A 26,970-nucleotide genomic window follows, 5' to 3' on the forward strand; every position below is an offset into this window, starting at 1 on the left:
TGCACGTGTTAAAACCGCGACAATGAATACGGGTCCAATGCGATATTGAGGCGTTGCCCTGACACCAGGTCGGCCACGAGCTCTCCGGTTTTTGGTGCCATCATCAAACCGTAATGGGAATGGCCAAAGGCGCTGAACAAGCCCTTGTGGCCTTCAACCGGACCAATTGCAGGCAAACTGTCGGGGAAAGACGGGCGTCGGCCCATCCAGAACTGCGTATCTGCAGTGTTCAGATCCGGCATCATTGCCCGCGCCTGTTCTGTCAGAAGCGACTGTTTGCGTGAATCTGGTGGCGCGTTGATGTTGCCGAATTCTGCCATACCCGCCACGCGCAGACCATCCTGCATCGAACTGGCAACCACTTTGGCGTCAACGTCCATCACCGAATTCTCTAAACTCGCCGAGGGAGTCGGGAATTGAACATGGTACCCGCGTTCGGCCACCAGCGGCACGGACATACCCAGAGGTTTCAGTAGCTCAGCAGACCAAACTCCGGCGGCCAACACGACGGTATCGGCCTGGAGAGTGTCTTGCGGAGTCGCCAATTGCCACTGCCCATCTTCTGTACGGGTTATCCTTGTGACTTCGGCCCGTACAAATTCAGCGCCTTGTTGGCGGGCTTTGTCGGCCAAAATCGCGCCAACCCGACCGGGAGAGGTCACCCGCGCTTGCCCTTTGATCAGAATGGCCGCTTTGAAATCCATGGATAAAGCGGGTTCAATCCGGCGCAGCTCCGGTCCGTCGATCCGCTCAAGTTGTCCGCCTTTTTCCTGCCGGATCAGATACCCCAGGTCATTCAGGTCAGCCTGATCCGGATGGCGAAAGGCATGGATGTAGTTGGAATCAACAATAAGGTCTTCATGCCCGGTATTCTGCAGGTGTCGACGGTAGAGCTCTATCGATGGTCGGCACAGCAATTCCATCGCATCCGAGATGTTGCGCACAGATTTCACATCTGATTTCTTCAGGAACCTCAGACCCCAGGGTATCATCTTGGGCCAGAAAGATGGCCTGACTGACAAAGCACTTTTGGGGTCCAGCAACATCTGGGGGATCGATTTCCAGATGCCGGGTGTGGCCTGCGGGATCACCGACCATGGTGAGACGACACCGGCATTGCCGAAGGAGGTCTCCTGTCCCGGTTCCCCCCGGTCGATCAGCCGGACGGCTATGCCGCGCTCCTGCAGGGAGAGCGCACAACATATGCCGACGATCCCTGCGCCGATAATGGTCACCTGTTCAGACATGTCAGGCCGTTGCTTGAGTTCGGGAACGGGCGATCAACTGTGTGACAATGACAGGTGAAGCCACCGCCAGTGCGATCAGGTCAGCTGTCAATGTAGGGGCCACAAATATGACCCCGGCAATGGCCATCAGGATGCGTGACACCATGTTGAGAGGTTGCAACCAGTAGCCGACAACCGCCGCTGAAAGGGCGATGACCCCGGCAATACAGCTGGCGGCGGTATAGGTGAATTCCCAAAAATCGAACCCAGTTGACGATACGAACAGCAAGACTGGCGCATAGACGAAAGCCATCGGCGCTATAACCTTGCCCAAACCTAGCGTAAAGGCGGACAGCCCGGTGCGGAACGGGTTGGAATTCGCAATCGCCGCCGCTGCATAAGCTGACGTGCAGACCGGAGGGGTAATCTCAGACACCACGCCGTAATATAGCACAAACAGATGGCTTGCGATGGGTGGGACACCCAACTGCGCCAGCGCGGGCTGAGCCACCGAGACAAGCATGATGTAAAGCGCCGTGGTCGGAATACCCGCCCCCATCAGGATGCAGACGATTGCAATGAAAACCAGCGAGATGAACAGTTGCAGGTCTTCCTTGGCAAACAGCTGAAAGCTGCCGAACGAGATCATATTGTATAGATCCGCCGCCAGATTGCCCGCGCCCTGTGTCACCATGAAGCCTATACGGAAGCCGATGCCGGTGGTGTTAATCACGCCCACTACGATGCCCACTGCCGCGGCAGCGGCGCCAACAGCCAGAGAATATTTTACGCCCAACTCAACGGCCTGCAGCATCTCGGGTACTTCGATTCGTTTCTGCGGGTTGAGTGTGGCGATCACCGATAGGCCGCACAGTATGGCAGTCATCGTCAGATCGAATCCACCATCCGAGTACTTCCAAAGCACGAAAGCAAGAAACGCCGCCGCGTAAACCAGAGTTGGCGGTTGCCTGAGGCGCGACATGCCCGCGATCACCGCAAGCGAGATACCGCAGAAGGCTGACATGAACGGCGTGTACCCGGTGAACAGTACGACCAGCAGGCCGATCAGTGGAACGATATTGGCCCAGCCTTCGGCCCAGACAGCCTTGAGCTGCGGCAGTTGCTCTTTGGCCAGACCTTTCAGGTTCAGCTTGCGCGCCATCAGGTGCACCACAGCGAAAACGCCGACATAGTGCAGGATGGCCGGGAAGATCGCCGCGATCACGATAGTTGTGTAGGGAACCTCAAGGAATTCGGCCATGATGAAGGCCGCGGCCCCCATGATCGGCGGCGTGATCTGTCCACCTGCCGAAGACGCAGCCTCGACACCGCCCGCAAAATGGCCGGGGTATCCAAGGCGCTTCATGTTGGGAATTGTCAGCGCGCCGGTCGAAACGGTGTTAGCCACCGAAGAGCCCGAGATCGTGCCGAAGAAGGCCGAGGATACCACCGACACTTTTGCCGGACCGCCGGTATAGCGGCCCGCCAAAATTGTAGCGTTATCGATAAAAAGTTGTCCCAGCCCGGTCCGCTGCGCGATCACTCCAAACAGGACAAAGTGGAACACGATGGTCGAAACGACCCAAAGCGTGACGCCATAGATACCTTCCTGAGGGAAGTACATTGACGATACGAAGGTTTTGAAGTTCACACCCGGATGCTGCAGCAACCCGGGGAAATAGGGACCCAGCAACGCGTATGAGATGAACACACAGATGATCAGCGGCAGTACCCAACCCAACGTGCGGCGTGCTATGTCCAGTACCAGCAGGATGATGACGACGCCCAGGAACACATCATAGTTGTTCGGGTTGCCCATGCGGAAGGTCTGTTCCTCGATCCCGAGAAACGGAATGCCGCGCCAGGCGAGACCCACGTAAAGCGCGGCCAAGATGCCAAAGCCCATGAAGACCAAATCGTAGAGAGGGATGTTACCGATGCGGAAGCGGCTGACTTTGAGAGCATAAAGGCTTTTGGCCCCTACAATCGGGATGGTGGCGTAAACGAGAATGAACAATAGGGACAGATAGATGCCCATATGCCAGTGGTCCGCAGGCAGGCCGAATCCAGCTGTGAAGAATTCATAGAATGCAAAGATCAGGGCGACGACGCGCAATACCTTGCCTGCAGAGGGCGTGACCTGCCGGACAGCGGCGCCCTCGTCGAACTGTTCTTCGATGGCCGCCAGTTCCTCGGCCGTCAGTTCGTGGTCATCAAGTTTCTGGGTCTCGGACATGATGGCCCCCCGATTTCGCATAATTCCAGAGTACGGTGCCCCGACCGGGGCACCGACGACATGTTTCAGTCAGGTGTGATTATTGAAGAAGACCGGCTTCTTTATAGAATTTCTCGGCACCCGAATGTAGCGGAACGCCCAGTGCTTCCACACCGTTCAGAGCAGTATCAGGCGTGATCTGCTTGCCCTTGGCGTGGCCGTTATCCAGCAGTTTGCGGGTGTTATCGTTCCACAAAGCCTTGGTAAGCTGATAGACCAGATCTTCGGACAGGTCCGATGACACAACCAGCATAGCGCTGACCGCTGGGGTCTTGGTTTCCGCGTCAATACCCTCGTAGACACCTCCCGGTATGGCCGAGGGGATATAGGCCGGAATGATCTCGTTGATCTTGGCCAGATCGTCGTCGCTGAAGGAATGCAGGTTCATGCCTTTGGTCGAAGACAGCTGCACCATGGCGGCAACCGGCCAGCCCGCCGCGTAGAAATATGCGTCCAACTGACCATCAGCCAGACGTTCGGCGCTCTGACTGTTGTTCAGCTCGGCCTCGTCCATGTTGTCACGGTTAACGCCCCAGGCGTCCAGCATTTGCAGCACTGCCACCTGAGTACCGGAACCCGCCTGTGCGATACCGACGCGCTTGCCTTCGAGATCACTCAGATCGTTGATGGTCTGACCCGCAGGCAGAACCAGATGCAAGTCTTCGGGGAACAGGTTCGCGACAATGCGCAGCTTTGGATGAGGTTTGCCTTCGAACTTGCCCTCACCCAGATACATCGAACGGGTTACGTCTGCAGCGGCCAGACCAGCCTCAAGCTCGCCGTTTTGCACAGCGGCATTGTTGAAGACCGACGCGGTTGTCGACTGTGCAATCGCGATCAACCCAGGCACGCCACACTGGCCACCCTCTTCGCAGGGGCGCGACCCCGGAGGGGCGGAAATCCCGTTAGCAATAGTCCCACCGATCGGGAAGTAAGTGCCTCCCGCGCCGCCGGTGCCAATGCGGAAAAAGGTTGGGTCCTGCGCAAACGCAGGTGCAGCCAGTGCACCCGCCAAAGCCAGACCCGTCAGGCATTTCATCAGTTTCATCATAAGCTCCCAGTTTTGGATCGTTGGATTCGGTTCGTCCGAACTCTGATCTGATCAGCCTAGGGAGAATTATCATAAATACAAATTTGTTATATTTAACAAAACGAAAGTTTTGCTTATACATAGAGAATGAACCTTACTCAATTGACCGTTTTTCGTGAGGTGATGGAGACAGGCTCTATCTCTCAAACTGCAAAGAAACTGAACCGGACGCAGCCCGCCATCAGCCTTGCGATCAAGAACCTGGAAAGAAGCCTTGGGCTGACGCTTTTTGAGCGCAAAGGACGGCGTTTGATACCGGTACCCGAGGCGCATTACCTTTTGGCTGAAACCACGGGTGTTCTTGACAGATTATCAACTATTTCCAGCACTATGCATGGGCTTCTTAAAGGGAGTTCCGGTAATTTGAACATTGCTGCCATGCCGGGGCCTTCCATATTTGCCTTCCCGAATTTCATTAGCCGCTCGGTTGGTGGAAACCCGGACATCCGGGTCACGCTGTCGACCCGCAGTTCGCCTCAGATAATGGAGCTGGCAGGTACTCAGAACATTGATTTCGGGTTCGCCGATTTCGAGCATCCGGTCGGAAAGAAACCACAGTTCTCAGCAGAGATTATCAGTGGAGATTGCTTTTGCGCGATGGACCGAGACAATCCACTAGCGCAAAAAAAGTCCCTGACAATTTCGGATCTTGATGGGGTGCCAATGGGCGGTCTGTACGACACCCACCCGTTTCAGAAGAAAGTGCAGCGTGCATTTCAAATGGTTTCGGCCACTTACAGGCCAAACGTGACGTGCCAGTATTTCCTTCCGCTCATTCCCTTTGTCGGATCGGGACAATGCTGCACAATTGTCGATCCTTTGACTGTCGCAACAGAACGAGAACTCAACATCTCAAACGACCGCGTCGTTTTCCTACCCTTCAAGGACCCGCTCAGATATGAATACGCGATTCTTTCCCCCGATCATCGTCCGCCTTCGCAATTGGCGTTGAAAATCAAAGCGGGTTGGAAGGCTGAAGTCGTATCGATGCTGGATCAGACCAACGCCAATCCCCGGACTGAGGACGTTTGAAAGAAACATGGCTGACTGAGTTGCTGCTAAAACGACAACCGGCAACACTCACTTGTCGCGTACAACAGAGGTTTCCAGAGCTGACTTGAGCAGTTGCGGATCAATCGGCTTGTAAAGAAGGGGCAGCTTGGCTTGCTTACACTGCTCGACAAGCTCAGGGGATCGATTGGCTGAAATTATGCATCCGGGCAGATGCCCAAATTTGCCCGTCAGAGCGCGCATGGCGTCAGTACCTGTTTTCCCGTTGCTCAGTTGATAATCGGCGATTACAAAATCCGGGAGTATACCGATTTCGCGCAGAAGATTCACAGCTTCGTCTTCGCCTTCGCATTCAAGAACTTCGACGCCCCAGGATTCGATGGTCATGGTTAAGGCGCTGCGCAGGTTTTCATCGTTTTCGATCAACAAGGCGATGGTGTTGCCAAGCACCTTGGAGCTTGGTTTTTGTGCCGCTGAGGAGCAGAGTGGAATCGCCGATTCCGCCTGCGCCAAAGGTACCTCGACCGAAAATCCTGTCCCCTTCCCTACTTCGGAGTGCAGATGGATTGGGTGTTGCAGCAACCCGCAGGCCCGTTCAACAATTGCAAGACCCAGCCCCATGCCTTCGGCGGCACTGGCATCTGAATGCAGGCGTTGAAATTCCTGAAACACAATGTCTTTTTGATCTGATGCAATGCCGATACCCGTGTCCCAGACCTCCAGGGCAACTGCGTTTTTGCGGTGCCTGACACCGACAAGAACTTTACCGGCATCGGTGTACCGGATCGCGTTTGACAGCAAGTTTTGCAATATACGCCGAAGATAGCTGGCATCGCTGGTGACCAGAGCCTTTGTGTCAACAAAACTCAAATCCAGACCTTTGGCCTGAGCAACAGGCCGAAAGGCGTCTTCCATCTGAGAGAAAAGCTCGCCTACGCACACCGTGGACAAGTGCGCCGTGGCCCGCCCGGAATCCAACTTCGAGATGTCCAACAAAGCTTCAAGAATGTGTTCAACGCTGTTCAGCGCGCTTTCGGCCTTTGCGGCCACGGTCTGAGCGTCACTTTTGCCCAAACCGCTTCCCAGTGACGCAACATAGAGTTTTGCGGCAGACAGGGGCTGCAGCAGGTCGTGGCTGGCGGCTGCAACAAAGCGCGATTTTGACGCATTCGCACGCTCAGCCTCGTTCAGTGCATCCGCAAGTTCCATTGTGCGCGACGCTACACGCTGTTCCAGCAATTCCTTGGCCTCATACAAGGCCTGAGCGGATTTTCGTTCTGCGGTCACATCGGTAAAAGAAATCACAAAGCCCCGGTCAGGCATTTCTTGGGCATAAACAGACAGAATTTTCGATCGCCCCCGATGCATCTGGAATTGAAGTGGGCGGCGATAGGTCTGCCGGATGACCCAATCCAGCAGGTCCGCTTCGGTGATCCCTTTCTGAAAGCTGATATTGGCGCTGAGGCGATTGGACAGGGTTTCAAACCGCGTACCCATCTGAAACTGCGTGATCGGAATGGCCAGAAGCTCACTTGCGCGGTTGTTCCAGCCGATCAGGCGGTGTTTGTTGTCAAATATGCAAACGCCCTGATCGATGTGTTCAAGTGTGGCGCGGATCAGTCTTGCTTTGTCATCGAGAATTCGATCCCTCTCCTGCCGTTCGATCCGCATGATATCCGTCACGTCGGTTTGCAGGATCACGGTGCCACCGTCGGGTGTGCGGTGTTCGGACACCTGCGACCATCGATTGCCTGCAAGACGGACATTGAACACCACGTGGTCGTCCGCATGCCGATCCAAGCGGCTTTTGGCCCAGTCCTTTGGGGTCATTGCCTCTGGCAAAGACAGGAACCCGGATTGGCTGACCAGTTCTACATATTCGATAAACCGCAAGCCGGGACTCAGTTTCTCCTGAATGTCGGGCATATGCAGGCCGAACCGGCTGTTACACAGCACCAATTCTTCGTCGCGATTGAAAAGGGCGAACCCTTCCTGCACTGTTTCGATTGCATTCGCCAAATCCGCCCGCGCCGCTTCGGTTTCCTTGTTGGCCTGCGCCAACCTGGCGTTGGAGTCATTCAAAAGCTCAAGTGCGCGTTCAAGGTCATCCGTTCGGGCACGGACCTCTTGCTCAAGCACCGCGGCCCGTTGAAACTGCGCATAGGCCGCGCCCGAGGCATCAGTGGATTCTTCGACCCGCCGCATCAGGGCCTCGACGATTTTCCTCAGCTTTTCATTCTGACGATCAAGCGAGTCTGAGGGATCTGTGAGATGCTCGATCATGCCTTACTCTTTCTCGGGAGGGTAAATCGCAACGCCGGTCAGGGTCTGGTTCACATGGATCGAGTTGTATTGTTCTCCGTAGGTCGAGAACCCGACCACGTGATTGTGCGACAGAATGTTCGAGATATCGCGCGTCTTCTGCTTTTCCTGTGCTTCCAGCCGACGAAGAATACAGTCACAGCCCAAAATGGTGTCGGGTTGCTGTTTCTCGGTCAGAAGGTCGATTTCTTCCTGCAGGTGTTCGACCATGTCCCGAGGTTCGGCCAATGTCAGAACCAAACCTTCATCGATGGCCGAGAAAAAGACCAGATCCCCGTTACCTGCCACCTGCTGAATAGCGCGGACATGGTGCTGCCCGCCGATTTGCACCACGACAGGATGCGCCGCGAATGTGAATGTCGTGAGTTGTTCCGGGTCCTTGCCGAGGATACGGGCATATTCGCGGGCAGCGGGTTCGGCATTGATTTCCTGAACGATGCGTTTGGCCGGGTCTGCCTTGGTCACCACCATGCGACGGGCGGCGGGGACGAGGTGATCGGTTTTGAACACTTTAATCGGGCACCGCGTTCGAACCTGTGTCAGTATGGCGGCATTGCTCTGTGCCTGCCCCTGATGCAGAACATAGGTGCGCCGGAACTGGGTTCCATCCCCTGCCGATCCACCGAACAACGGCACCGGCCCCAGGCCGACAGCCAATTCCGACGTCAATTCATCTTCTTTTGTCGATAACCCGTCAATCATCAAGAAGGTGAATTCATGGCCCCACTCGGGCGAGGTTCCCATCATTGCATTTCTGTTGTGGATCATCTCTTTGATGATGCTGTCGGCGTCAAAATCGTTCAGGTCCGGCACAAGAACCGTTCGTATGTCGAAATGGGATTGTGGCAGGCCGATCGCAACGATCTGATCCTCGCAGTAGCCACTATCCGCCAGTTCTCCAGCCGTGGTGCAGCCAACGACCGGAGTTGGAGCAAAGGCGTGTGCGGCTTCGGCAATCACGGCGGATGCATCTGCGTTCGGGCTGACAAAAAGAATGACAAGCGCAAGTGGACCATCACCCAGTTGGCGCTTGAGTGTCTCGATTGACTGTCCGGTGTCGTGTTGCGTAAAAGCCGTTTTAACAATGCCTGGCGCACGGGCCTGGACTGTTGCCGACCCGATTGCTTGGTCCATCGTGCCTCCTCCCTAAAAGCGCGATAATGACGTGAGAGTATGACGCTTAACCTTGGTCTTGCAAGACGCTGGCAAAGGATGCTTTTTTGGCGATCAAAACCGCCTGCGTTCGGCTTTGCACGCCCAGTTTCCGCATGATTGCAGTCACATGCGCCTTGACCGTTGTTTCCGCAATTGACAGGTCATAAGCGATTTGCTTGTTCAGTTTGCCTTCGCAGATCAGTTGCAGGATGCGTGCCTGCTGATTTGTCAGCGTCGCAAGGCGATTTACCGCGTCGCTGTGTTCGTCCTCTTCCTCTGCATCAATCAAAACGCAGCCTTCAGGCACAAAGACATCACCGGCATGAACTGTCTCAAATGCAGTACGGAACACGTCGCGTTGGCTGTGCTTAGGGACATAACCTGATGCACCGGCCTGTATCACCTGACTGACAACACGGTTGTCGGCCAGCGATGACACCACAATTACCGGAGCGTTCGCTGCAGCCTTCAAGCGGACAAGGCCATCCAAGCCGTCTACATCTGGAAGGTTAAGGTCCAGCATGACCGCATCGGGTTTCAGCCCGCTTGCCAGCAGATCCATCGCGCCCTCCAGCCGGTCTGCGGTGTGGATTTCTCCGATCTGGGCAACACTTTGCAGGGTCATAGACAAAGCGTCGCAAAACAACGGATGGTCATCAACGATCAGCACGTTTTCGAAGTCGTTTCGTGCGGCGGATTCAGCAAGCATTCGGTATAGCCTTTTGCGTTCAAATGGTCTCCAGCCTAACCAATCCTAGCAACGAAATAAAACCGCGCATACTGGCGGAAGGTCGTATAAAAACGCGCACCCGGATAGGGGCACGCGTCGGAGGTTTGTATTGTCCAGGGTTAATTCGCCGAAGCCAGTTCTTTTGGCAGGCGGAAAGTCCACAATGTGCCACCCTGGTTCAGGTAGTTGACCTTCTTGGCCACCTCACCGCCCCAAAGCGGAACAGCGCCGCCCCAACCGGAAATGATCGACACATACTGTTCGCCGTCCTGTTCCCAGGTTACAGGCTGCCCGACGATGCCCGAACCGGTCTGGAACGACCAAAGTTTCTCACCGGTTTCGTCGTCCAGCGCAATGAACTCGCCTTCGGGTGTCCCAAAGAACACCAGCCCTCCGGCCGTTGTCATCACACCTGACCAAAGCGGAGCGTCGTTCTTAAATTCCCACTTCCATTCCCCGGTATCCGGATCGATGGCCTTGAGCGAGCCGATGTAGTCTTCATAGTTGGGCTTGATGGTGAAGCCAGCGCCCAGATAAGCAGCACCTTTTTTGTAGGTGATCGGTTCGTTCCAGATATCCATGCCCCATTCGTTGGACGGTACATAGAAATTGCCAGTCCGCTGCGAGAAAGACATCGGCATCCAGTTCTTACCACCAAGGAAAGAAGGGGACGCAAAGATCACTTCACCCTTCTTGCCATCCGCCGCTGATGCCGGATCGCCAGGGCGGTTTTCTTCGACAAAGATCGGACGGCCGGTCTCATCGACGCCAGAGGCCCAGGTTATGTCTTTGACAAACGGATTGGCCGACACAAAGGCGCCATCTTCGCGGTTCAGAACGTAGAAGTATCCGTTGCGATCTGCGGTTGCGAAACGTTTGTTTCCTTCGCGATCGGTATAGGCAACGACCTCATTCACACCGTCATAGTCCCAACCTTCGCGCGGTGTGGTTTGGAAATGCCACTTGATGTCGCCGGTCTTCGGATCAATGCCGATACGGCTGGCAGCATAAAGATTGTCTCCGACATTCCCTTCGGTTGGTGTTCCTGCATTGCGCAGCCAAGAGTTCCAAGGCGCCGGGTTCCCTGCCCCGAAAACAAGTGTATCCGTATCTGCGTCATAAGAACCACCCAGCCAGGTCGCGCCACCACCGGTCTTCCACATGTCGCCTGGCCAAGTTGCGTTCAACTCGCCCGTCATGGTGCTTTCTTCACCGTTCAGCGTACCCATATGGCCTTCGATCACCGGGCGTTCCCACACCAGATCTCCGGTGTTTACGTCGCGCGCCTGCACGGCACCAACGATGCCGAATTCACCGCCGGAATTTCCGGTAATCACCAGCCCATCGACGATCAGCGGAGCAGCTGTATAGGAATACCCTGCCTTGTAATCCGCGATCTTGTCACGCCACACAACGTCACCGGTGTCCTTGTTCAAGGCCACAATTCGGGCGTCAAGCGTCCCGAAAATCACCTTGTCACCGTAAATGGCGGCACCACGGTTTACCACGTCACAACAGGGCAGGATGCCTTCGGGCAGCCGAGCATCGTATTGCCAAACCTCTTTCCCGGTCTCCAGATCTATTGCATACAGGCGCGAATACGACCCGGTGATATACATCATGCCGTCATAAATCAGCGGCTGGGTTTCTTGCCCGCGCTGTTTTTCACCACCAAGGCTAAACGCCCAGGCAGGCAACAGGTTTTTGACGTTGTCCTTGTTCAACATGTCCAGCGGGCTGTAGCGCTGCAAATGGCGCCCCATGCCGTTCGTCACAATCTGAGTTGTGATGGTTTGGTCGTTGGCCAGATCGTCCTCGGTAACTTCTGCATAAGCCGCGCCCGCTGCAATCACACTTGCGACCGTCGCCATGATAAACCGGTTCATCGGTGTCCTCCTTAGACTTGTGTCTTCCCTCCACGCCGAATCCCCGACAGGTCGGAGCTGTTGGCGTGGGTATTATTCGCAGGAGGGTCTATTGGTGAAATTGCACAATGGTCGTAGGGGGCAATTCACGGATTTCAACTAGTGTAACGCATCTTTTTGGGGCGTGGAAACAATGCAGAAAGCTATCGCGAGGGTTATTATTCTGGAGGGGCTCGTTCGTCTGCCTGCCAGCACCGATCCACTGTACGGACAGAAGCAGGTATTTCTGGTTTAAGATGCGAGAAGAAAATCTCCGATATGGTACATTAAGTTTCTCCTGTAAAGTTCTATTTATTATTGTGAAATCGACGCTTCTGCTGAACTGTTTACAGAGCATTTCTTGTCCTTGCACCCGTTTCGGTATTTGGAAGGGCCGGTCAAGCATTGGTGTCACATACCCCACCCATACGTGCCGCAGCTTCAGGTGCCAGCCGGTAATCTAACCGATCTGGAATACGATCTTTTGTTCATCCACAAAGACGCAACCGAATACGGCATCGTTATGTGGAGCGGGGTTTACTATCAGCTTCAGATCGAAGGTGATCGACTGATCGGACAGCTGCACGAGATGGATATGGGCTTGCTGGCAGTCCCGCCTGCTGAGGGCGAACTGAGGCCTGTCGCTGCCAGAGACACTCATGAAGCCGACCCAGACAGCAACTGGCTGCCACAGCCTGTGATCGAATAGCCCTACCGAGTTGAGATACTGCCCAGATAAGCCAATATGAAATCCTGCACTGTGCGATCTTCGATCCCGACGTGGCGCATTTTCGTGCCAGGCATGAAACCGTCGTTATCCTCCATCCATGCTCGCAGGGCGGCGGGCGTCCAGACGATCCCGGACCCGGCCAGTGCTTCGGAATACTCATATCCTTCAACAGTGCCTGCGGCCCGGCCCACGATATTGTCCAATGCTGGACCATAACTTGGATCGGTAGAATCCGGTGCGTGGCAACGGCGGCATTCCGAGAAATACAGGGTTTCCCCTGCTTGGACCTTGACCTTATCGAAAGCGCTTTCGGCACTTGCCGGCGGTGCAATGCAGATTTGTGCAGCCAGACCGAGGGAAAGAAAAATGTGTTTCATTTGGTCCTCCGACGTTTGCGCAAAGATACCTGTCGCACATCCGGAGCTGGCTTGACCTACATCAAGAAAATCGGAGCCGAGCCTTATCCTTTGGTCGTAGAAAATTGAAAAAAGTCAGCTTCAGAACAGAGGCGCATACTTCCGCTCATCCGCATCAGGGGTCACTTCGTTTGGATCATAGCCCGATTCCTGCAGCCGTATCGCGATTTTCAACCCGTGCTGAGCCGCCTCGTCGACATAGGCGCGCCCCAGTCTTTCGTCTTTCGCAACGCCATGCCCTCGTAGCAGATTGAGCCCATAGTTGAATTTGCCCACAGGATCCCCCAGATCAGCCGCGCGTTTGTCCCATTCGGCAGCGGCATCAGGATCGTAGGGACCGCCCAGTCCGTTATTGTCCAGTTGCCCCATCCAGGTCATTGCGCCGGTATAACCGGCCTCTGCACATGTTCTGAAAAGGTTACGTGCCATGTCATGACGGCCGGACTTCGTCATGTAATAGCCCGTCGCGCAGGTTGTCATATCGGTGACGCCGTTCTCGATATTGCGCATAACTTTGCCCCACCCCGTGTCCTGGGGATTGAGTGTGCCGTACTCGTCCTCAACCGTCTGCGCCGAAACGGCCGTCGCGAATAATAGTGCGATAGTGGCGATGCGGAACATGACAAACCCTCGGTCTCGTGCGCACATTAACGCATAAGGGTCAGGAATTCACGCCTGCCATGGTCGTAGACGCAATCATCCTTTGGGGCGTTTCATCCCGCGCGATGGATCATACCCCCAGAGCGCCATGCCCAGAAACACAGTTCCGGCAAAGATCGTCCATCCCAACGCCGATGCGTTGACCTGCCCGTAAAGGGCGAACCTGATCAACTCGACCGCGTGAGTGAAGGGATTGATTGCGCAGATATCGTGCAGCAGGGCTGAGCTTTCGGCCATTTTCCAAAGCGGATAAAGCGCGGAAGACAGAAAGAACATCGGGAAGATGACGAAGTTCATCACGCCCGCAAAATTCTCGAGCTGTTTGATCGCAGACGAAAGTGCAAGTCCAAGTGCACCCAACATCAACCCGCTGAAAATCAATGCAGGGAATACAAACAGATAACCAGCCAACGGCATGTCTATTCCATAGATCGCTGCTATTGCCAAAAAGGTATAAACCTGAAGGATTGAAATCGTCGTGCTGGCCAGCAACCGGCAAAACAGCAGCCACCAACGCGGCAAAGGGCTGGTCAGCAGCAGCCGCATTGAGCCCATTTCGCGGTCATACACAAGACTAAGAGAGCTTTGCATCCCGTTGAACAGCATGATCATTCCGCAAAGGCCGGGTACGATATAGATCTCGTAAGTGATGTAGGTTTGATACGGCGGAGTTATCGACAGCCCCAGCGCAGCGCGAAACCCGGCAGCAAAGACGATTAACCATACCAGCGGACGCACCAATGCCGCGACAAACCGGCTTCGCTGACGGACGAAGCGCAATGCCTCGCGGATAAGAATGGCGCGCAGCGCGATTAATCCGGCACTCATGTCGGTGCTCCGGTCATCGAAAGGAACACTTGCTGCAAGGGCTTTCCTTTTGTGATCTCAACACAAGTGCCCTGCTTAAGAAGGCGGCCACGATGCAGGATAGCGACTTGGTCTTCTGGCTCGATTTCGTCTGTCAGATGCGTGGCCCAGAGAACGGTCAATCCATCCTGAGCGGACAAATTATGTACGTGCCTGGTAATCGCACTGCGTGCAGCGGCATCCAGGCCGACGGTAGGTTCGTCCAACAGCAAAACAGACGGTGCATGGATCAGGCAGCGCGCGATTTCCAGCCGCCGCCTGTGGCCGCCGTTTAAGTCGCGCGCACGTTCGCGCGCGCGTTCAGCCATGTCCAGTTTTTCCAGAGCTTCGGCGATACGGGTCTCGGCCTTTCCACCGGAAAGCCCGTGCAGCGCCGCAAAATAGCTGAGATTTCGGTGTACTGTCAGATCCAGATCCAACGTGGGCTGTTGAAAGACCACACCTATTGTTGCCAGCGCCTGGCGCGGTTGCTTCGAGATATCAAAACCCGCGACTTCGATCGTTCCCTGCGCTGTGGTGAACAGTCGCGTAAGCAGGGAAAACAGTGTCGACTTACCTGCACCGTTAGGACCTAAAAGGGCGCAAAACGCGCCTTGCGGGACATGAAAGCTCACATCGTCAAGGGCGCGTTTTTCGCCATAGGCATAGCTGACATTTCGGACGGAAAGCCCTGTCACTTAATGGTAATCTCCAGCCGCTGCGTTTCCCCGGTACTTCCCGGAACCTTCAGATAGTATCTGCCGGGTTTGATCGCGACAAAGCCTATTTCCATCTCACCAGCTTCGTCGAACTCAACGGAATCCAGACCCAGGGGACGGATCTCAAGACCTTCGACGACGATTTCGTCGATCCAGATGGCCCGAAAGAACTCAGGCCCTACCAGAGCCAGTTCCTGACTACCGTCGCCCAGAATTTCGAATTCATAGTACGTGCCGGACTTCAATTTCCAAGGGGCCTCGGCCAAAGGCACACCTGCAGACAAAGTAATCGGCGGCAAGTCTTCCTTGTTTTTGGCTGAGAGAATGCCAGCAAGGCCAAAGCCGTTGTCATCGTCGTCATTATCTGCTGCCAATACGGTCGGTGAAAACACCACAGCCAGCATGGCAATCAAACGGGTTGGGCGGATCATTTCAAAGACTCCTCACCTTGCCTTAATTCGTCGGGCGGAAAGCTGCGCCCCAAGGGAAGCGCCCGACCTTGATCGTTTTGATGGGTTCACGTTTGGCGACGTCGATAACGGTCACATCCCCGGACACACCGTTTGTGGTGAACAACAGCGACTTGTCCGCGTTAAAATCCATGTGCCAGACACGACGGCCAACCAGGATGTAGTCTTCGACCTCAAAAGTTTCAGCGTTCACGACCGCAACGTGGTTTGAAGGACCCAAAGCGACAAAGGCGGTTTCATCCCCGTTCGACAACTCGAACCCGACGGGCTGCACCCGATCTGGATGGACGCCGTCAACCTCGAACTCGATTTTGGCCTTCTCGTTCTGTGTCGCAACGTCAAAAACAGTAATGGTGCCGCCGATTTCAGAGCTGACCCATAGCTCGGTTCCATCTTTGACAAACTCAGCGTGCCGAGGGCGCGAGTCCACCAGAGTGTTGGCGAACAACTCCTGCGTTTCAGTATCAATCCAATGAGCCATATTGGTGGTCTCGGATGTGGTAATCGCGGTCTTGCCATCGGGAGAGACCGCCATGCCTTCCGGTTCAATGCCCACGTCAATCTGGGCAATCACGGTCCGCAATTCCGTGTCAACGACGGTTGTGATCGCGTCATCTTCGTTGGCTATGTAGAGGTGCTTATCATTTGGATGTAGCACAAATTGTTCAGGGTCTTCACCGGAGGGCAGATCATGCAGGATTTCTCCGGTTTCGGGATCCATGACCTGTACAGCGTCGCTATCTGACGCGCAGATGTAGAGAACCGAGAAATCCTTGGAAAACGTGATCCCACGTGGACGTTCGCCGGTTTCAAGGGTTCGGATCACTTCCAGTGTTTCGATATCTATAACGCTGAGCGTGTCGTCCTTTTCGTTGCTGATCCAGATTTCATCCGCTTGGGCCAAAGTGCCAAGAGCCATTGCGGCCAGAAGAACAGCGAACCTCATCAGTTTTCCTCCTCAAAGGCCGTACATTGAGTCTCTGGTTCATCAAGGCCCAACGTGTCGAGTTCAGTGCGCTGATGCAGGAACCCATCTAACGGGGCCATCGCCACCACGGCGCGGTCGGTCACCAAAGGGATCGGCTGACGCAACTGACCGTTCCATGCCCGGAAACTCATGGCCCGGCCCTTGAAGCCTGCCAATTCGAATTTATCCGACAGGATGTACTCCTGCAGAACAGTAGGATCATCAGATTGCGTTCGGGTCACAGCCTCACCCAATGACCGAAACGCAGCCCATGCTGCGTAGTCGATTGGCCTCATCGATCGTCCTGCTTGATTGGCGAACCGGCTCTGTAACTGAACCGCCCCCCATTGCTCGACCACAGGCGACCATGCCACCGGTCGCAACCCTTCCGAACCCGCGACAGGCCTTGATTCCCACGTGTTGAACGGGATGTAACGGGCGAAGTCGTCCAGCTCATCGGCCACCAGCAAGATATCGTAATCTCCGAAATCTTGAGTAAAAAGCGGAACTTCTTGCGCTGCGTTACGCCTGAGGTCGGCGTCAAAGCGCCAGGTCTTTTCTGCCTGAAGTTCCAGCCCGAACTTTGCCAAAGACCGTTTCATAGCATCTGCAAAGGCCATGTCTGGCGGGTGTTCTCCGGTGATCAAAACCAGATCGTCCCAGCGCCGTTTGACCAGGAACTGTGTCAGAGCATCCGCACGCATCGCGTCTGTCGGTAAGGTGTGCAGCAGGTTGGAACGACAGGTGGCGTCTCTTAGGTCGCGATCGGCGGAAGAGACGTTGAACAATAGTGCCCCGGCAGCCTCCGGAAGGTCAGCAACCCCCAGTTGCGCCTGTGCCGGAGCGTCCAATATCAAGTAGGATGTCTCAGACAGAGCTTGTCGCGCCGCATCAAGCCAATCACCGTCTTTGGGGACTGTCGTGACCGTCAGTTCGTATTTGTGACCCAGAAACTTGGCCGTTGTCAGATTGTCTGCCAATGCCAGTTCAGCGCCTGCGGCACCCAAATCTTCGGGCACCGGATCAAGGTTGGATAAAACCGGTGGACGGTCAATCTCTTGCTGCAGATAGACAACAGACACCGCAACCTCAGCTACAGCAACCGCCGGGAACAGAACAAACGCCGCAAACATGTAAAATAACACAGCCAAGGTTGCTTCTCCTCCCATGCAACTCCAGTAAAATCGATCCTTGGTTGACATAGCCATTCGACCATAGTCGCAAGAAAGGACCCATCTGCAACCAAGGTCGAATTTCGCGACGATTCTCTCTGAGCTATGACCGGAGTAAGCATCAGAAGGAGGAGACGATGCGTCTTGGTTTTTACAGCACAGCGCTGGCCGCCCTGACCGCAGGTGGCATGGCGTTTGCGCACGGAGATGTCGCCCCGCAACCTGTGAATACAGATGCCTTGCCGGATGTGGGCGAGGAATGGCTGATCGAAAACCCATATCGCGATCAGGGTGAAAAGGTTTGGCAAGCCGCCATTGAGATTGGCGATTCAGGCTATAATCAAAACTGTGCGCGTTGCCATGGGTTGGGCGTGGTTTCTGGTGGTTTGGCGCCTGACCTGCGCTATCTCGAGGCGGAAGAATACGGTGATGAATGGTACATGGAACGGTTCCGCGAGGGTTACACGCAAAACGGGATCACCAAGATGCCGGCCTTCGGAGAACTATTGGGTCAAAAAGCCGCCTGGGCCATTCGTACCTATATAGAAACGCGACCCGATGATGGCGCGCTGGACGATCATAGTGACCGCCTGAAGGAAATCCGCGACCTGCTGGCTACCATGGCCGACGGTGGTGAAGGCGATGCGGCAGTCCTTCAATCTGAGCTCAGCGAGATTGCAAGCACTATTGAAACAGGATCGGGTGCCCCTGTGGCCGACAGCGTGGCCTTCCGCGCCGCTGTTCTGATCTCGGGCGACAGTCCCAATTTCGCGGAGGCAGCAGAACAACTGACAATTGGATTGTCTGCCGCGCAATAGAACGGCAGACTGAGGCATATGATCGGACGCATATTTTTTTTCTCCCTGTTGGCTGCCACTCTTTCAACTGGAATGGCGATGGCCAGATGCGAAGATCATGTGCCTCAACCTAAACCACAAAACACCAGCCGGGACATCGTGGGCGCCGATCTCGATACCATTGTCGAGCGCGGCTATATCGAATTCGCGGCCTATGACGATTTCGCACCCTGGTCCTATGAAAAGGACGGCAAGATACAGGGCGTGGATATCGATATCGGCACCTTGATTGCCGAAGAACTAGGTGTTGAGGCACGCTTCAATCTGGTGCCAGCGGGTGAAAATCTTGAGGCGGATCTGCGCAATTGGATCTGGAAGGGACCTTTGATCAATGGGCGGGTAGCGAACGTAATGTTGCACGTCCCTTATGACAGCGAGTTCGCCTGCCGCGTCGAACAGGTGGTTTTCACCGGGCAATACCATGACGAGGAGATAGCAATCGCGTATAGCCGCGATGCCTATCCCGATGACCCGCCAGTTCCCGCTTATTTTCGGTTCGACACCGTCGCGGTGGAGAACGATTCGATTGCCGATTTCTATTTGTCGGCATTTCCCGGCGGTCAATTGGCCCAAAATTTGCGCAGATATCCCACCGCTGCTGAGGCAATGCAGGCGCTTGCCGATGGCGAGACAATGGCGGCCATGGGACCGCGCGCCCAACTTGAGGCTGGTCTGACCCCGGCGCTGGACATCCATACCCCACCCCTGCCCGGCTTCGCAGTCAGCTCATGGACAAGTGGCGTGGCAGTTCATTTCGCCTATCGCGGCCTCAGCTATGCCGTTGACGATGCCATCTATGCGGCATTGCAGGACGGGCGCATACCCGCAATCTTTGAACGCCATGGCCTAACACATTCGCCGCCCGCGCTGCGTTGACTACACCCAAGGTCTAATAGGCAGGGTGGCGAACACCGCGTAGCGTAACGAAAAATACTTGGAGAAGTGAAATGGAACTCAGTGACAGCCGCGTCATCGCCGCGCCGCGATCCAAGGTCTGGGACTCGCTTTTGTCGGCAGAGGTTCTGAAAGAATGTGTGCCGGGATGTCAGGAGATGACAGGTTCAATCGAAGAAGGGTTCGAGGCCACTGTGGTCCAAAAAGTCGGCCCCGTTAAAGCGACCTTCAAAGGCGCGGTGACCCTTTCCGATCTCGTGGCGCTTGAAAGCGTGAAGTTATCGGGTGAAGGTAAGGGAGGAGCCGCCGGATTTGCCAAGGGCGCGGCCGACGTTACCTTGTCGGATGCCGCCGAAGGCACGCTGTTGACCTACAAGGTCGATGCGCGCGTCGGTGGCAAACTGGCTCAGTTGGGGGGGCGAGTCATCGATGGGGTTGCCAGAAAAATGGCCGATCAGTTCTTTGAGAACTTCCAGAATGCGGTCGAACCTCAGGATACACTCGAGCCCGAAGCCTCAAACGAAGGCGAGGCCGGGGAAGAAAAGAAAAGTTGGTTCAAACGCGTATTAGGCGATTGAACCTTTGGAATTCAGGGAGGAGAAAGTCATGAAGATTTCCATGACCGTGAACGGCAAAGCTGTGAGCGGAGACGTCGAGGGCCGGACATTGTTGTCCGGTTTTCTGCGCGATCATCTGTCTTTGACAGGGACACATGTGGGTTGCGATACCGCGCAGTGTGGTGCGTGTGTGGTACATGTGAACGGCGAAGCCGTGAAATCGTGCAACATGCTGGCCGCCGAAGCAGATGGCGCTGATGTTGGCACTATCGAAGGTCAGGCGACTGCGGATGGCTCGCTGAACGTAATCCAACAGGCCTTTCAGGATCACCACGGTCTTCAGTGTGGGTTCTGCACACCGGGGATGGTGATGAGTGCGGCAGCGCTGTTGAAAGAGAACCCGCGCCCGTCCGAGGCCGAAATCAGGAAGTATCTGGAAGGCAACCTGTGCCGCTGCACTGGATACCACAACATTGTCAAAGCGATCATGGCCGCATCCGGTCAGGACGTAGGCAGCATAGCTGCAGAATGATGCCACTGCGGGCGTAATGAACGCGCCCGTGGGATGAGTGAAGGATGCAGCAGCATCCGTTTATGGGAGGAGAACAAGCAATGCCCAAAGACAGTGGCATCGGAGCCAGTTCCAAGCGGCGCGAGGACGTGCGCTTTCTGACCGGAGCGGGCAATTACACCGACGACATCAATGTACATGGCCAGGCCTATGTGCATTTTCTGCGGTCCGACATCGCGCATGGCCGGATCAAATCCGTGGACACTTCGGCGGCCGAAGGCATGCCGGGCGTGGTCAAGGTGTTTACCGGCAAGGATTTCGAAGGCGTGGGCGGGATGCCCTGTGGCTGGGAAGTCACCGACAAGCATGGCGCGCCGATGCAAGAGCCGCCGCACCCCATTCTGGCGCAAGGCAAAGTGCGCCATGTGGGCGACCCGATCGCGGCCGTTGTGGCCGACAGCCTTGAACAGGCGCGCGACGCGGCTGAGGCGATCGGTGTGGATATCGAGGAACTGCCTGCCGTGATCGACATGAAGGCAGCCGCGCAGGATGGCGCGACGCTGGTCCATGACGATTTGAAGAACAACATCTGCTATGACTGGCAACTGGGTGAAGCGGACGATGCCAAGGTGAACGAGGTGTTTGCCAACGCGGCCCACGTCACCACTCTGGATCTGGTGAACAACCGGCTGGTTGCCAACCCGATGGAGCCGCGCGTCGCCGTAGGCGAATACAAGCGTGGCACGGATGAGTACACGCTCTTTACAACGTCGCAGAACCCGCATGTGATCCGCCTGTTGATGTGCGCCTTTGTTCTGGGCCTGCCCGAGCACAAGGTGCGCGTGGTGGCTCCGGATGTGGGCGGCGGCTTTGGCACCAAGATTTTCCATTATGCCGAAGAAGCGTTCTGCACCTTTGCCGCCAAGGCCTGCAACCGACCGGTCAAGTGGACCTCCAGCCGGTCCGAGGCGTTCATGTCGGATGCCCATGGTCGTGACCATGTCAGCAAAATTGAACTGGCGTTGGATGCGGACAATAATTTTATCGGTCTGCGCACCAGTACCTATGCCAACCTCGGCGCATATCTCTCGACCTTTTCAAGTTCGGTCCCAACCTGGCTGCATGGCACGCTGATGGCGGGCAACTACAAAACACCAGTCATTCAGGTGAATGTGAAGGCGATGTTCACCAATACGGTGCCCGTGGACGCCTATCGCGGCGCCGGTCGCCCGGAGGCAACGTTCCAGCTGGAGCGTGTGGTGGACAAGGCTGCGCGTGAACTGGGGGTCGATCCGATTGCCTTGCGCCGCCAGAACTTCATCACACAGTTCCCCTATGACACGCCGGTCGCGCTGACATACGACACGGGCAACTACGACGGGACGATGGACAAGCTCGAAGCCGCTGCTGATCTGGCAGGTTTTGCAGCGCGCCGCGCGGCAAGTGAAGCCAAGGGCAAGCTGCGTGGCCTTGGCATCAACTGTTATATCGAGGCCTGCGGCATCGCGCCCTCGAATATCGTCGGCATGCTGGGGGCCCGCGCGGGCCTGTATGATGCGGCGACCGTGCGGGTAAACGCCACCGGCTCTATCAGCGTCATGGTCGGCGCACACAGTCACGGGCAAGGGCATGAGACCGCCTTCCCGCAGGTTGTGGCCGACATGATCGGTATCGACGAATCGATGGTCGAGATCGTCCATGGCGACACCTCGAAGATTCCGTTTGGTATGGGAACTTACGGCTCGCGTTCGCTGGCGGTCTGTGGTTCGGCGATGGTTAAGGCAACCGAAAAGGTGATCGACAAGGCCAAGAAGATCGCCGCCCACCTGTTGGAAGCGTCCGAGGCCGATATCGAATTGAAAGACGGTCAGTTCAGCGTCGCGGGCACTGACAAATCGGTGGCCTGGGGCGATGTCACCTTGACGGCTTACGTCCCACATAACTATCCGCTGGAGGTGGAGCCGGGGCTGGAAGAAACAGCGTTCTATGACCCTGCTAACTTCACGTTCCCGTCCGGAGCTTACGCCTGTGAAGTCGAGGTTGATCCCGACACCGGTCAGGTCAGCATCGAGGCCTTCACCGCCGCGGATGACTTTGGCAACATCGTCAACCCGATGATCGTGGATGGTCAGGTCCATGGTGGCATTGGTCAGGGAATCGGTCAGGCGCTGCTTGAAAACTGTGCCTATGACGAGAATGGTCAGCTGCTGAGCGCGTCCTTCATGGATTACGCCATGCCGCGTGCTGATGATGTGCCGTTCTACGGGGTCGATCATTCCAGTCAGACGCCCTGCACGCACAATCCGTTGGGAGTGAAAGGCTGCGGCGAAGCCGGAGCGATTGGCTCGCCACCTGCGGTGGTTAACGCGGTTCTGGATGCGTTGAACTCAGGCGGCAAGTCGATCAATCACATCGATATGCCGGTAAGCCCGTCGCGCGTCTGGGCCGCGATGAACGGTTGAGTGGAGAGGGCGGACCGGGGGCCAGCCCCCGGACCCCCGAGATATTTTTAGCCAGATGAAGGGCGGATCCGCGCCTTTCGGAAAGGAAAAGCGAAATGTACAATTTCGAGTTTGAGAAACCCTCGACCATTGCCGATGCGGTTGCTGCGTTGGCAGCCGAGGATGCGCAGGTGTTGGGGGGCGGACAGACCCTGATCCCCACGTTGAAGCAGCGGTTGGCATCCCCATCCAAACTGGTGTCGATGAGCGGAATTCCCGAGATGCAGGGTGTTTGCATCGAGGACGATGGCTCTGTGTCGATCGGCGGGGCGACGCCGCACGCCACTGTGGCGCGCGAAGCGGCGGGGTCGTATCCCGCGCTTGCCGCACTGGCTGGTCAGATTGGCGATCCGGCGGTGCGCAACCGCGGGACCATTGGCGGTTCGGTCGCCAACAATGACCCTGCAGCCTGTTATCCGGCGGGTGTGCTGGGATCCGGGGCTACCGTTGTGACCAATACACGCCAGATTGCAGCCGATGACTTTTTCCAGGGAATGTTCACGACCGCGCTGGATGAAGGAGAGATTATCACCTCGATCCGTTTCCCGGTACCGCAAAGGGCGAACTATCAGAAATTCCTGCAGCCTGCGTCGCGGTTTGCGCTTGTCGGTGTTTACCTGGCTCGCTTTGCGGATGGTGTGCGCGTAGCCGTGACCGGCGCCAGTGAAGACGGTGTTTTCCGGTGGTCTGAGGCCGAACAGGCGCTGAACAAAGAGTTCCGTCCTGACGCCCTTATGGACATGCGCGTGAACCCGGCGAATATGATCGCTGATCTGCATGGCAGCAAAGAATACCGCGCGCATCTCGTTTCGGTCATGACCAAACGGGCGGTTGCAAACTGCATGTAGACAATTCTTAGAAGTAGTCGAAAAGCCTCGGTGTGAGCCGGGGCTTTTTATCACGATATATTGATTACTTTTCCGTTTGGTCGAACGCAGACAGCGGTGAATTCACCGGTGGCTTGCGCGAAGGTCGCCGCAATTTCGGCCTCCGTCGCATAACAAAAGGCCGTAGAAAGCGCGTCAGCTGTCGTACCATCCGGCGCCTGTACACTGACCGTTGACCAAAGCGGTTCGTTTCCACCTATCGGGTCGATAATATGAGTGCTGCCAGACCGAAGGCGCATTACCCCAGGACTGGACGTAGCGATGGCACGATCTGTCACTTGCGCTTTGCAGACGAGTCCATGCACTGGATCCGAAACACCCAATGTCCATTGCCGGCCACTTGCAAAATACTCTCCGATATTGACTAGGATCTTTTCCCAACCCGCACGTTGCAACGCCTGCGCGACCAGATCTGTGGCATAGCCCTGAGCAATTCCGTTCAGAGTTAACGCCTGGCCTTTCCCAAGTTGAATGGATGTGTCGGACAAATGCACTCTGTTCCATCCGAAAAGGGCGCGTGCGCGCTTGGCATCTTGCTCGGAAGTAGCGGACCAGAGCGGCTGAACTGTTGGATCGAAGCGCCCCTGTGTTAACGCGTGCGCGGTCCCACAGGCTTGTAACAGTTCAAGAAAAGCTGGGTCAGGGTTGACTAAGTATCCGGTTCGGTTGAGTTCAGATAAGGCCGAATCCGGGCGGTACAGGCTGAAGAGTGCTTCACAACCCGCCAGAATGTTTTGTAATTTGGCAATCGCAGGCCCTGCGTCTTTTGAGTTGGACTCCAGTGTCAGGCTGACTTCAGCCCCCATGGCGTAGCCCTGCCATCGGGTGGGTTGAGCCTGCGACGGTGAGGCCAGCGCGGCGGCAGAAATGGCCAGAAAGCGGCGACGGTTGATCATTCGGCAGCGACCTCCTTGATCTGACGGCGGGCCGCGACGATCAGGGGAACGCAGCGGTTGCGGTCGTCGTGAATGGCGACGCAGTCGAGACACTGAAAACACTCATCATACTGGATTTGACCGGTTTGCCTGATCGCGCCATATTTACATTTGACCTTACACAGCTGACAGGGTGAGCCGCATTCGGCCCGGCGCTCGATCCAGTCGCGACCACGGAGCAATCCGCCGATTGCAAGCAACGCGCCCAAAGGACAAACATATCGGCAAAATCCTTTGAACAAGACCATGCTCAGCACGAGCCAGAATGCGGCATAGGCAACATAATACCATTCGCGAACAAAGAAGGTCGTAATTGCTGTTTTGAACGGCTCAACCTCTGCTGCTTTATCGACCTGATCAGGTGCAGCAAAGACAACCACAAGCAGCGCTGCCAGAATTGCATATTTCACCCATTTCAGACGATTGTCCCATTTTTGCGATGGTTCGATCTGAGGAATGCGAAGGGCTTTACCGAGATAATGAGCAAATTCCTGAAGCGCGCCGAAAGGGCAGAGCCATCCGCAAAACAATCCCCTGCCCCATGCGATCAAACCCGCAAGTGTCACCGCCCAGATCAGCAAGGAGAACGGATCATAAAGCAGGAAGGAAAAACTGCCGCCATCCAATGCAGTACGCAAGGTTCCTAAAGCCGTTACGGTCGACAGTTGCCCCTGCCCCCACCACCCCACAAAAACCGTGACAAAGGCCAAAACGCCAAGACGTAATGGGGTGAACAGCGATTGGGCGGCTAAGGCATTCATTCGCAGTGCCAAACCAGCCAACAATGAAGTCAGAAACAGTCCCAGAATGATCAGGTCAGATTGGCGGTTTCGCAGCGCGTCAAGCCAGGGCGGTGCCGGAGAAATCTGATCTGGTCGATCAAAGAACCTCTCAGGAGTGATGTGTGAAACATCCATAGTGACAGAGCCTGTTTCAGGCTGGAACATGCCATGCTCGCGAACCGCAAGAACCTTTAGGACCCATTCCCGGGTCGGGTCGAAGCCCAACCGCCGGTCCGTGCGCAGTATCATGGCGACACCATCAGGCATGTCATCTGCCAACTCGACCAACAGATCGGCGTCCCGCAGAGCGACGGGCAGACCGCCCTGTTCCGCCGAAATCCAGTCGGGCGCAGTATTGCGGACGAAATCTTCGCTGACCAGGCCGTGGCGTGCCGTTTCGATCAACAGAATTGGCTCGTCATTGTCCGAGATTTCCATAAAGCTCTGCAGCTCTTCGTAGCTGTTGTCGGACAGAGCCGCACGAGCAATGGAATTTGGGCCCAGATCTACAATCCAGAGATCCAGGTAGGGGTCGTCGGGGTAATCCTGTGCTTGGGGATCGTCGTCTTCCCAAAGGGTGCCGTTGAACAGAGCGTCAACTTCCGCATTGGTGTAAACCTTGTGCGTGGCGATGCCCTTGTCGACCAGATCCTGCCAGTTGAGCTCTTCTTCGTAATCGCGGTTTGGAATAGCGGGCGGCGCGGTTGCCAATCCCAGCATTTTCTCGCGCGCGACTGTCAAAGCGGCGCCCATGACCGATTCATGCGCGATCCGCACACTTGCTGTCGCCTTTGTGACCCCATCCAGATAGACCAATGACGACCCGCTTGCTGCATCGCCGTACGGTGTGCCGACAACGATGGAATCCGAAATCGAAAGGCCCCCGTACTGCTCGAAAAAACTGTGAAACGGAGCCTCGCCCAACCCCGAAACGAATATTGGTTCGTTATGTTCAATCAGTTGTACGTCAAGAAAACGACCTTCAAGATCCAACACGATCAGCATGTTGATCGGCGCGCCGGAAAAGCCGGGCAATGGTGCTAGGGGCTCAGATTCAAAGACGTATCCCGCTTCTGTCCCGCCGGAGTTCAGCAGGCTGTAGACGCCGTTTTCGTTCAGCGCCTTTCCTAAAGAAAACGGCGCACGGATATAGGACTCGATGTCTTCACGCGGCAAAGGCTCGGCTAAAACCGTCAGGCTGCTGACCAGCAGTATCAGAATACTCAGAAGCACGCGCATGGTCGAAAGACTAACTTTCCGCCATCAAGTGGGACATTCGACGAAAGTCCTAAGCACCCAATCTACGACCCTAAGGCAGATGACATTTTGGAGCGCGAGGTCGACAATCGGTGT

General features: G+C 55.8%; 24 protein-coding genes. 8 read left to right on the forward strand and 16 right to left on the reverse strand.

What is annotated here, in order from left to right; all coding sequences use genetic code 11:
• Window positions 1-8: 8 nt before the first annotated feature.
• The 3 genes from ACR0K5_RS14215 to ACR0K5_RS14225 form a co-directional block, all read right to left on the reverse strand.
• Complete coding sequence (locus ACR0K5_RS14215) at window positions 9-1,247, reverse strand: NAD(P)/FAD-dependent oxidoreductase (protein WP_480630306.1); 1,239 nt, start codon at window positions 1,245-1,247, stop codon at window positions 9-11.
• 1 nt (window position 1,248) lies between these two features.
• The gene (locus ACR0K5_RS14220) at window positions 1,249-3,462 is read right to left on the reverse strand and encodes a TRAP transporter permease (protein ID WP_480630307.1); all 2,214 of its coding nucleotides are present in this window, start codon (window positions 3,460-3,462) and stop codon (window positions 1,249-1,251) included.
• Window positions 3,463-3,541: 79 nt separating this feature from the next.
• A complete protein-coding gene (locus tag ACR0K5_RS14225; RefSeq protein ID WP_480630308.1) occupies window positions 3,542-4,549 on the reverse strand; it encodes a TAXI family TRAP transporter solute-binding subunit in 1,008 nt (335 codons plus the stop codon).
• 129 nt (window positions 4,550-4,678) lie between these two features.
• Here ACR0K5_RS14225 and ACR0K5_RS14230 point away from each other — a divergent pair, with 129 nt between their 5' ends.
• Complete coding sequence (locus ACR0K5_RS14230) at window positions 4,679-5,623, forward strand: LysR family transcriptional regulator (RefSeq protein ID WP_480630309.1); 945 nt, start codon at window positions 4,679-4,681, stop codon at window positions 5,621-5,623.
• 48 nt (window positions 5,624-5,671) lie between these two features.
• On the opposite strand, the gene ACR0K5_RS14235 is transcribed toward ACR0K5_RS14230, so the two are convergent.
• The 4 genes from ACR0K5_RS14235 to ACR0K5_RS14250 all read right to left on the reverse strand — a co-directional run bounded on the left by ACR0K5_RS14235 (window position 5,672) and on the right by ACR0K5_RS14250 (window position 11,695).
• Window positions 5,672-7,885, reverse strand: coding sequence for a hybrid sensor histidine kinase/response regulator (locus ACR0K5_RS14235; protein WP_480630310.1), 2,214 nt, complete (start codon window positions 7,883-7,885; stop codon window positions 5,672-5,674).
• A 3-nt stretch (window positions 7,886-7,888) separates the two neighbouring features.
• Window positions 7,889-9,058 (reverse strand): FIST N-terminal domain-containing protein, encoded by a 1,170-nt coding sequence (locus ACR0K5_RS14240; protein WP_480630311.1) that lies wholly within the window; start codon window positions 9,056-9,058, stop codon window positions 7,889-7,891.
• A gap of 46 nt (window positions 9,059-9,104) precedes the next feature.
• Window positions 9,105-9,788, reverse strand: coding sequence for a response regulator (locus ACR0K5_RS14245; RefSeq protein WP_480630312.1), 684 nt, complete (start codon window positions 9,786-9,788; stop codon window positions 9,105-9,107).
• 140 nt (window positions 9,789-9,928) lie between these two features.
• Complete coding sequence (locus ACR0K5_RS14250; RefSeq protein WP_480630313.1) at window positions 9,929-11,695, reverse strand: PQQ-dependent methanol/ethanol family dehydrogenase; 1,767 nt, start codon at window positions 11,693-11,695, stop codon at window positions 9,929-9,931.
• A 448-nt stretch (window positions 11,696-12,143) separates the two neighbouring features.
• Here ACR0K5_RS14250 and ACR0K5_RS14255 point away from each other — a divergent pair, with 448 nt between their 5' ends.
• A complete protein-coding gene (locus tag ACR0K5_RS14255) occupies window positions 12,144-12,422 on the forward strand; it encodes a hypothetical protein (protein WP_480630314.1) in 279 nt (92 codons plus the stop codon).
• Between the two features lie 2 nt (window positions 12,423-12,424).
• Here ACR0K5_RS14255 and ACR0K5_RS14260 read toward each other — a convergent pair whose 3' ends face one another.
• From ACR0K5_RS14260 to ACR0K5_RS14290, 7 genes are all read right to left on the reverse strand, one after another.
• Window positions 12,425-12,820: a c-type cytochrome gene (locus tag ACR0K5_RS14260; protein WP_480630315.1), complete on the reverse strand. Its 396-nt coding sequence runs from the start codon at window positions 12,818-12,820 to the stop codon at window positions 12,425-12,427.
• A 120-nt stretch (window positions 12,821-12,940) separates the two neighbouring features.
• Entirely contained in the window at window positions 12,941-13,480 is a 540-nt protein-coding gene (locus ACR0K5_RS14265; protein ID WP_480630316.1) for a tetratricopeptide repeat protein, read from the reverse strand.
• 75 nt (window positions 13,481-13,555) lie between these two features.
• Window positions 13,556-14,347, reverse strand: a complete 792-nt coding sequence (locus ACR0K5_RS14270) for an ABC transporter permease (RefSeq protein ID WP_480630317.1) — start codon at window positions 14,345-14,347, stop codon at window positions 13,556-13,558.
• On the reverse strand, window positions 14,344-15,063 hold the full coding sequence (locus ACR0K5_RS14275; RefSeq protein ID WP_480630318.1) for an ABC transporter ATP-binding protein: 720 nt from the start codon (window positions 15,061-15,063) through the stop codon (window positions 14,344-14,346). The genes ACR0K5_RS14270 and ACR0K5_RS14275 overlap by 4 nt, the downstream gene beginning before the upstream one ends.
• The gene (locus ACR0K5_RS14280) at window positions 15,060-15,488 is read right to left on the reverse strand and encodes a hypothetical protein (protein ID WP_480630446.1); all 429 of its coding nucleotides are present in this window, start codon (window positions 15,486-15,488) and stop codon (window positions 15,060-15,062) included. The genes ACR0K5_RS14275 and ACR0K5_RS14280 overlap by 4 nt, the downstream gene beginning before the upstream one ends.
• Window positions 15,489-15,537: 49 nt before the next feature.
• The gene (locus ACR0K5_RS14285; RefSeq protein WP_480630319.1) at window positions 15,538-16,500 is read right to left on the reverse strand and encodes a YVTN family beta-propeller repeat protein; all 963 of its coding nucleotides are present in this window, start codon (window positions 16,498-16,500) and stop codon (window positions 15,538-15,540) included.
• Window positions 16,500-17,666: an ABC transporter substrate-binding protein gene (locus ACR0K5_RS14290; RefSeq protein ID WP_480630447.1), complete on the reverse strand. Its 1,167-nt coding sequence runs from the start codon at window positions 17,664-17,666 to the stop codon at window positions 16,500-16,502. Before ACR0K5_RS14290 ends, ACR0K5_RS14285 begins: the two co-directional genes overlap by 1 nt.
• Window positions 17,667-17,830: 164 nt before the next feature.
• On the opposite strand from ACR0K5_RS14290, the gene pedF reads away from it, so the two are divergent.
• The 6 genes from pedF to ACR0K5_RS14320 all read left to right on the forward strand — a co-directional run bounded on the left by pedF (window position 17,831) and on the right by ACR0K5_RS14320 (window position 23,861).
• Window positions 17,831-18,511, forward strand: a complete 681-nt coding sequence (gene pedF / locus ACR0K5_RS14295; RefSeq protein WP_480630320.1) for a cytochrome c-550 PedF — start codon at window positions 17,831-17,833, stop codon at window positions 18,509-18,511.
• A gap of 72 nt (window positions 18,512-18,583) precedes the next feature.
• On the forward strand, window positions 18,584-19,426 hold the full coding sequence (locus tag ACR0K5_RS14300; RefSeq protein WP_480630321.1) for a substrate-binding periplasmic protein: 843 nt from the start codon (window positions 18,584-18,586) through the stop codon (window positions 19,424-19,426).
• A gap of 71 nt (window positions 19,427-19,497) precedes the next feature.
• A complete protein-coding gene (locus ACR0K5_RS14305) occupies window positions 19,498-20,022 on the forward strand; it encodes an SRPBCC family protein (protein WP_480630322.1) in 525 nt (174 codons plus the stop codon).
• Between the two features lie 28 nt (window positions 20,023-20,050).
• Window positions 20,051-20,533 (forward strand): (2Fe-2S)-binding protein, encoded by a 483-nt coding sequence (locus ACR0K5_RS14310; RefSeq protein ID WP_298850083.1) that lies wholly within the window; start codon window positions 20,051-20,053, stop codon window positions 20,531-20,533.
• Between the two features lie 80 nt (window positions 20,534-20,613).
• Complete coding sequence (locus ACR0K5_RS14315; protein WP_480630323.1) at window positions 20,614-22,974, forward strand: xanthine dehydrogenase family protein molybdopterin-binding subunit; 2,361 nt, start codon at window positions 20,614-20,616, stop codon at window positions 22,972-22,974.
• Between the two features lie 95 nt (window positions 22,975-23,069).
• Window positions 23,070-23,861, forward strand: coding sequence for an FAD binding domain-containing protein (locus tag ACR0K5_RS14320; protein ID WP_480630324.1), 792 nt, complete (start codon window positions 23,070-23,072; stop codon window positions 23,859-23,861).
• Between the two features lie 50 nt (window positions 23,862-23,911).
• Here the strand turns inward: ACR0K5_RS14320 and ACR0K5_RS14325 are convergent, their stop codons facing one another.
• Complete coding sequence (locus ACR0K5_RS14325; protein WP_480630325.1) at window positions 23,912-24,796, reverse strand: FAD:protein FMN transferase; 885 nt, start codon at window positions 24,794-24,796, stop codon at window positions 23,912-23,914.
• Complete coding sequence (locus ACR0K5_RS14330; protein WP_480630326.1) at window positions 24,793-26,856, reverse strand: 4Fe-4S binding protein; 2,064 nt, start codon at window positions 26,854-26,856, stop codon at window positions 24,793-24,795. Before ACR0K5_RS14330 ends, ACR0K5_RS14325 begins: the two co-directional genes overlap by 4 nt.
• Window positions 26,857-26,970: the final 114 nt, after the last annotated feature.

The organism is Ruegeria sp. AB9 (assembly GCF_056542585.1).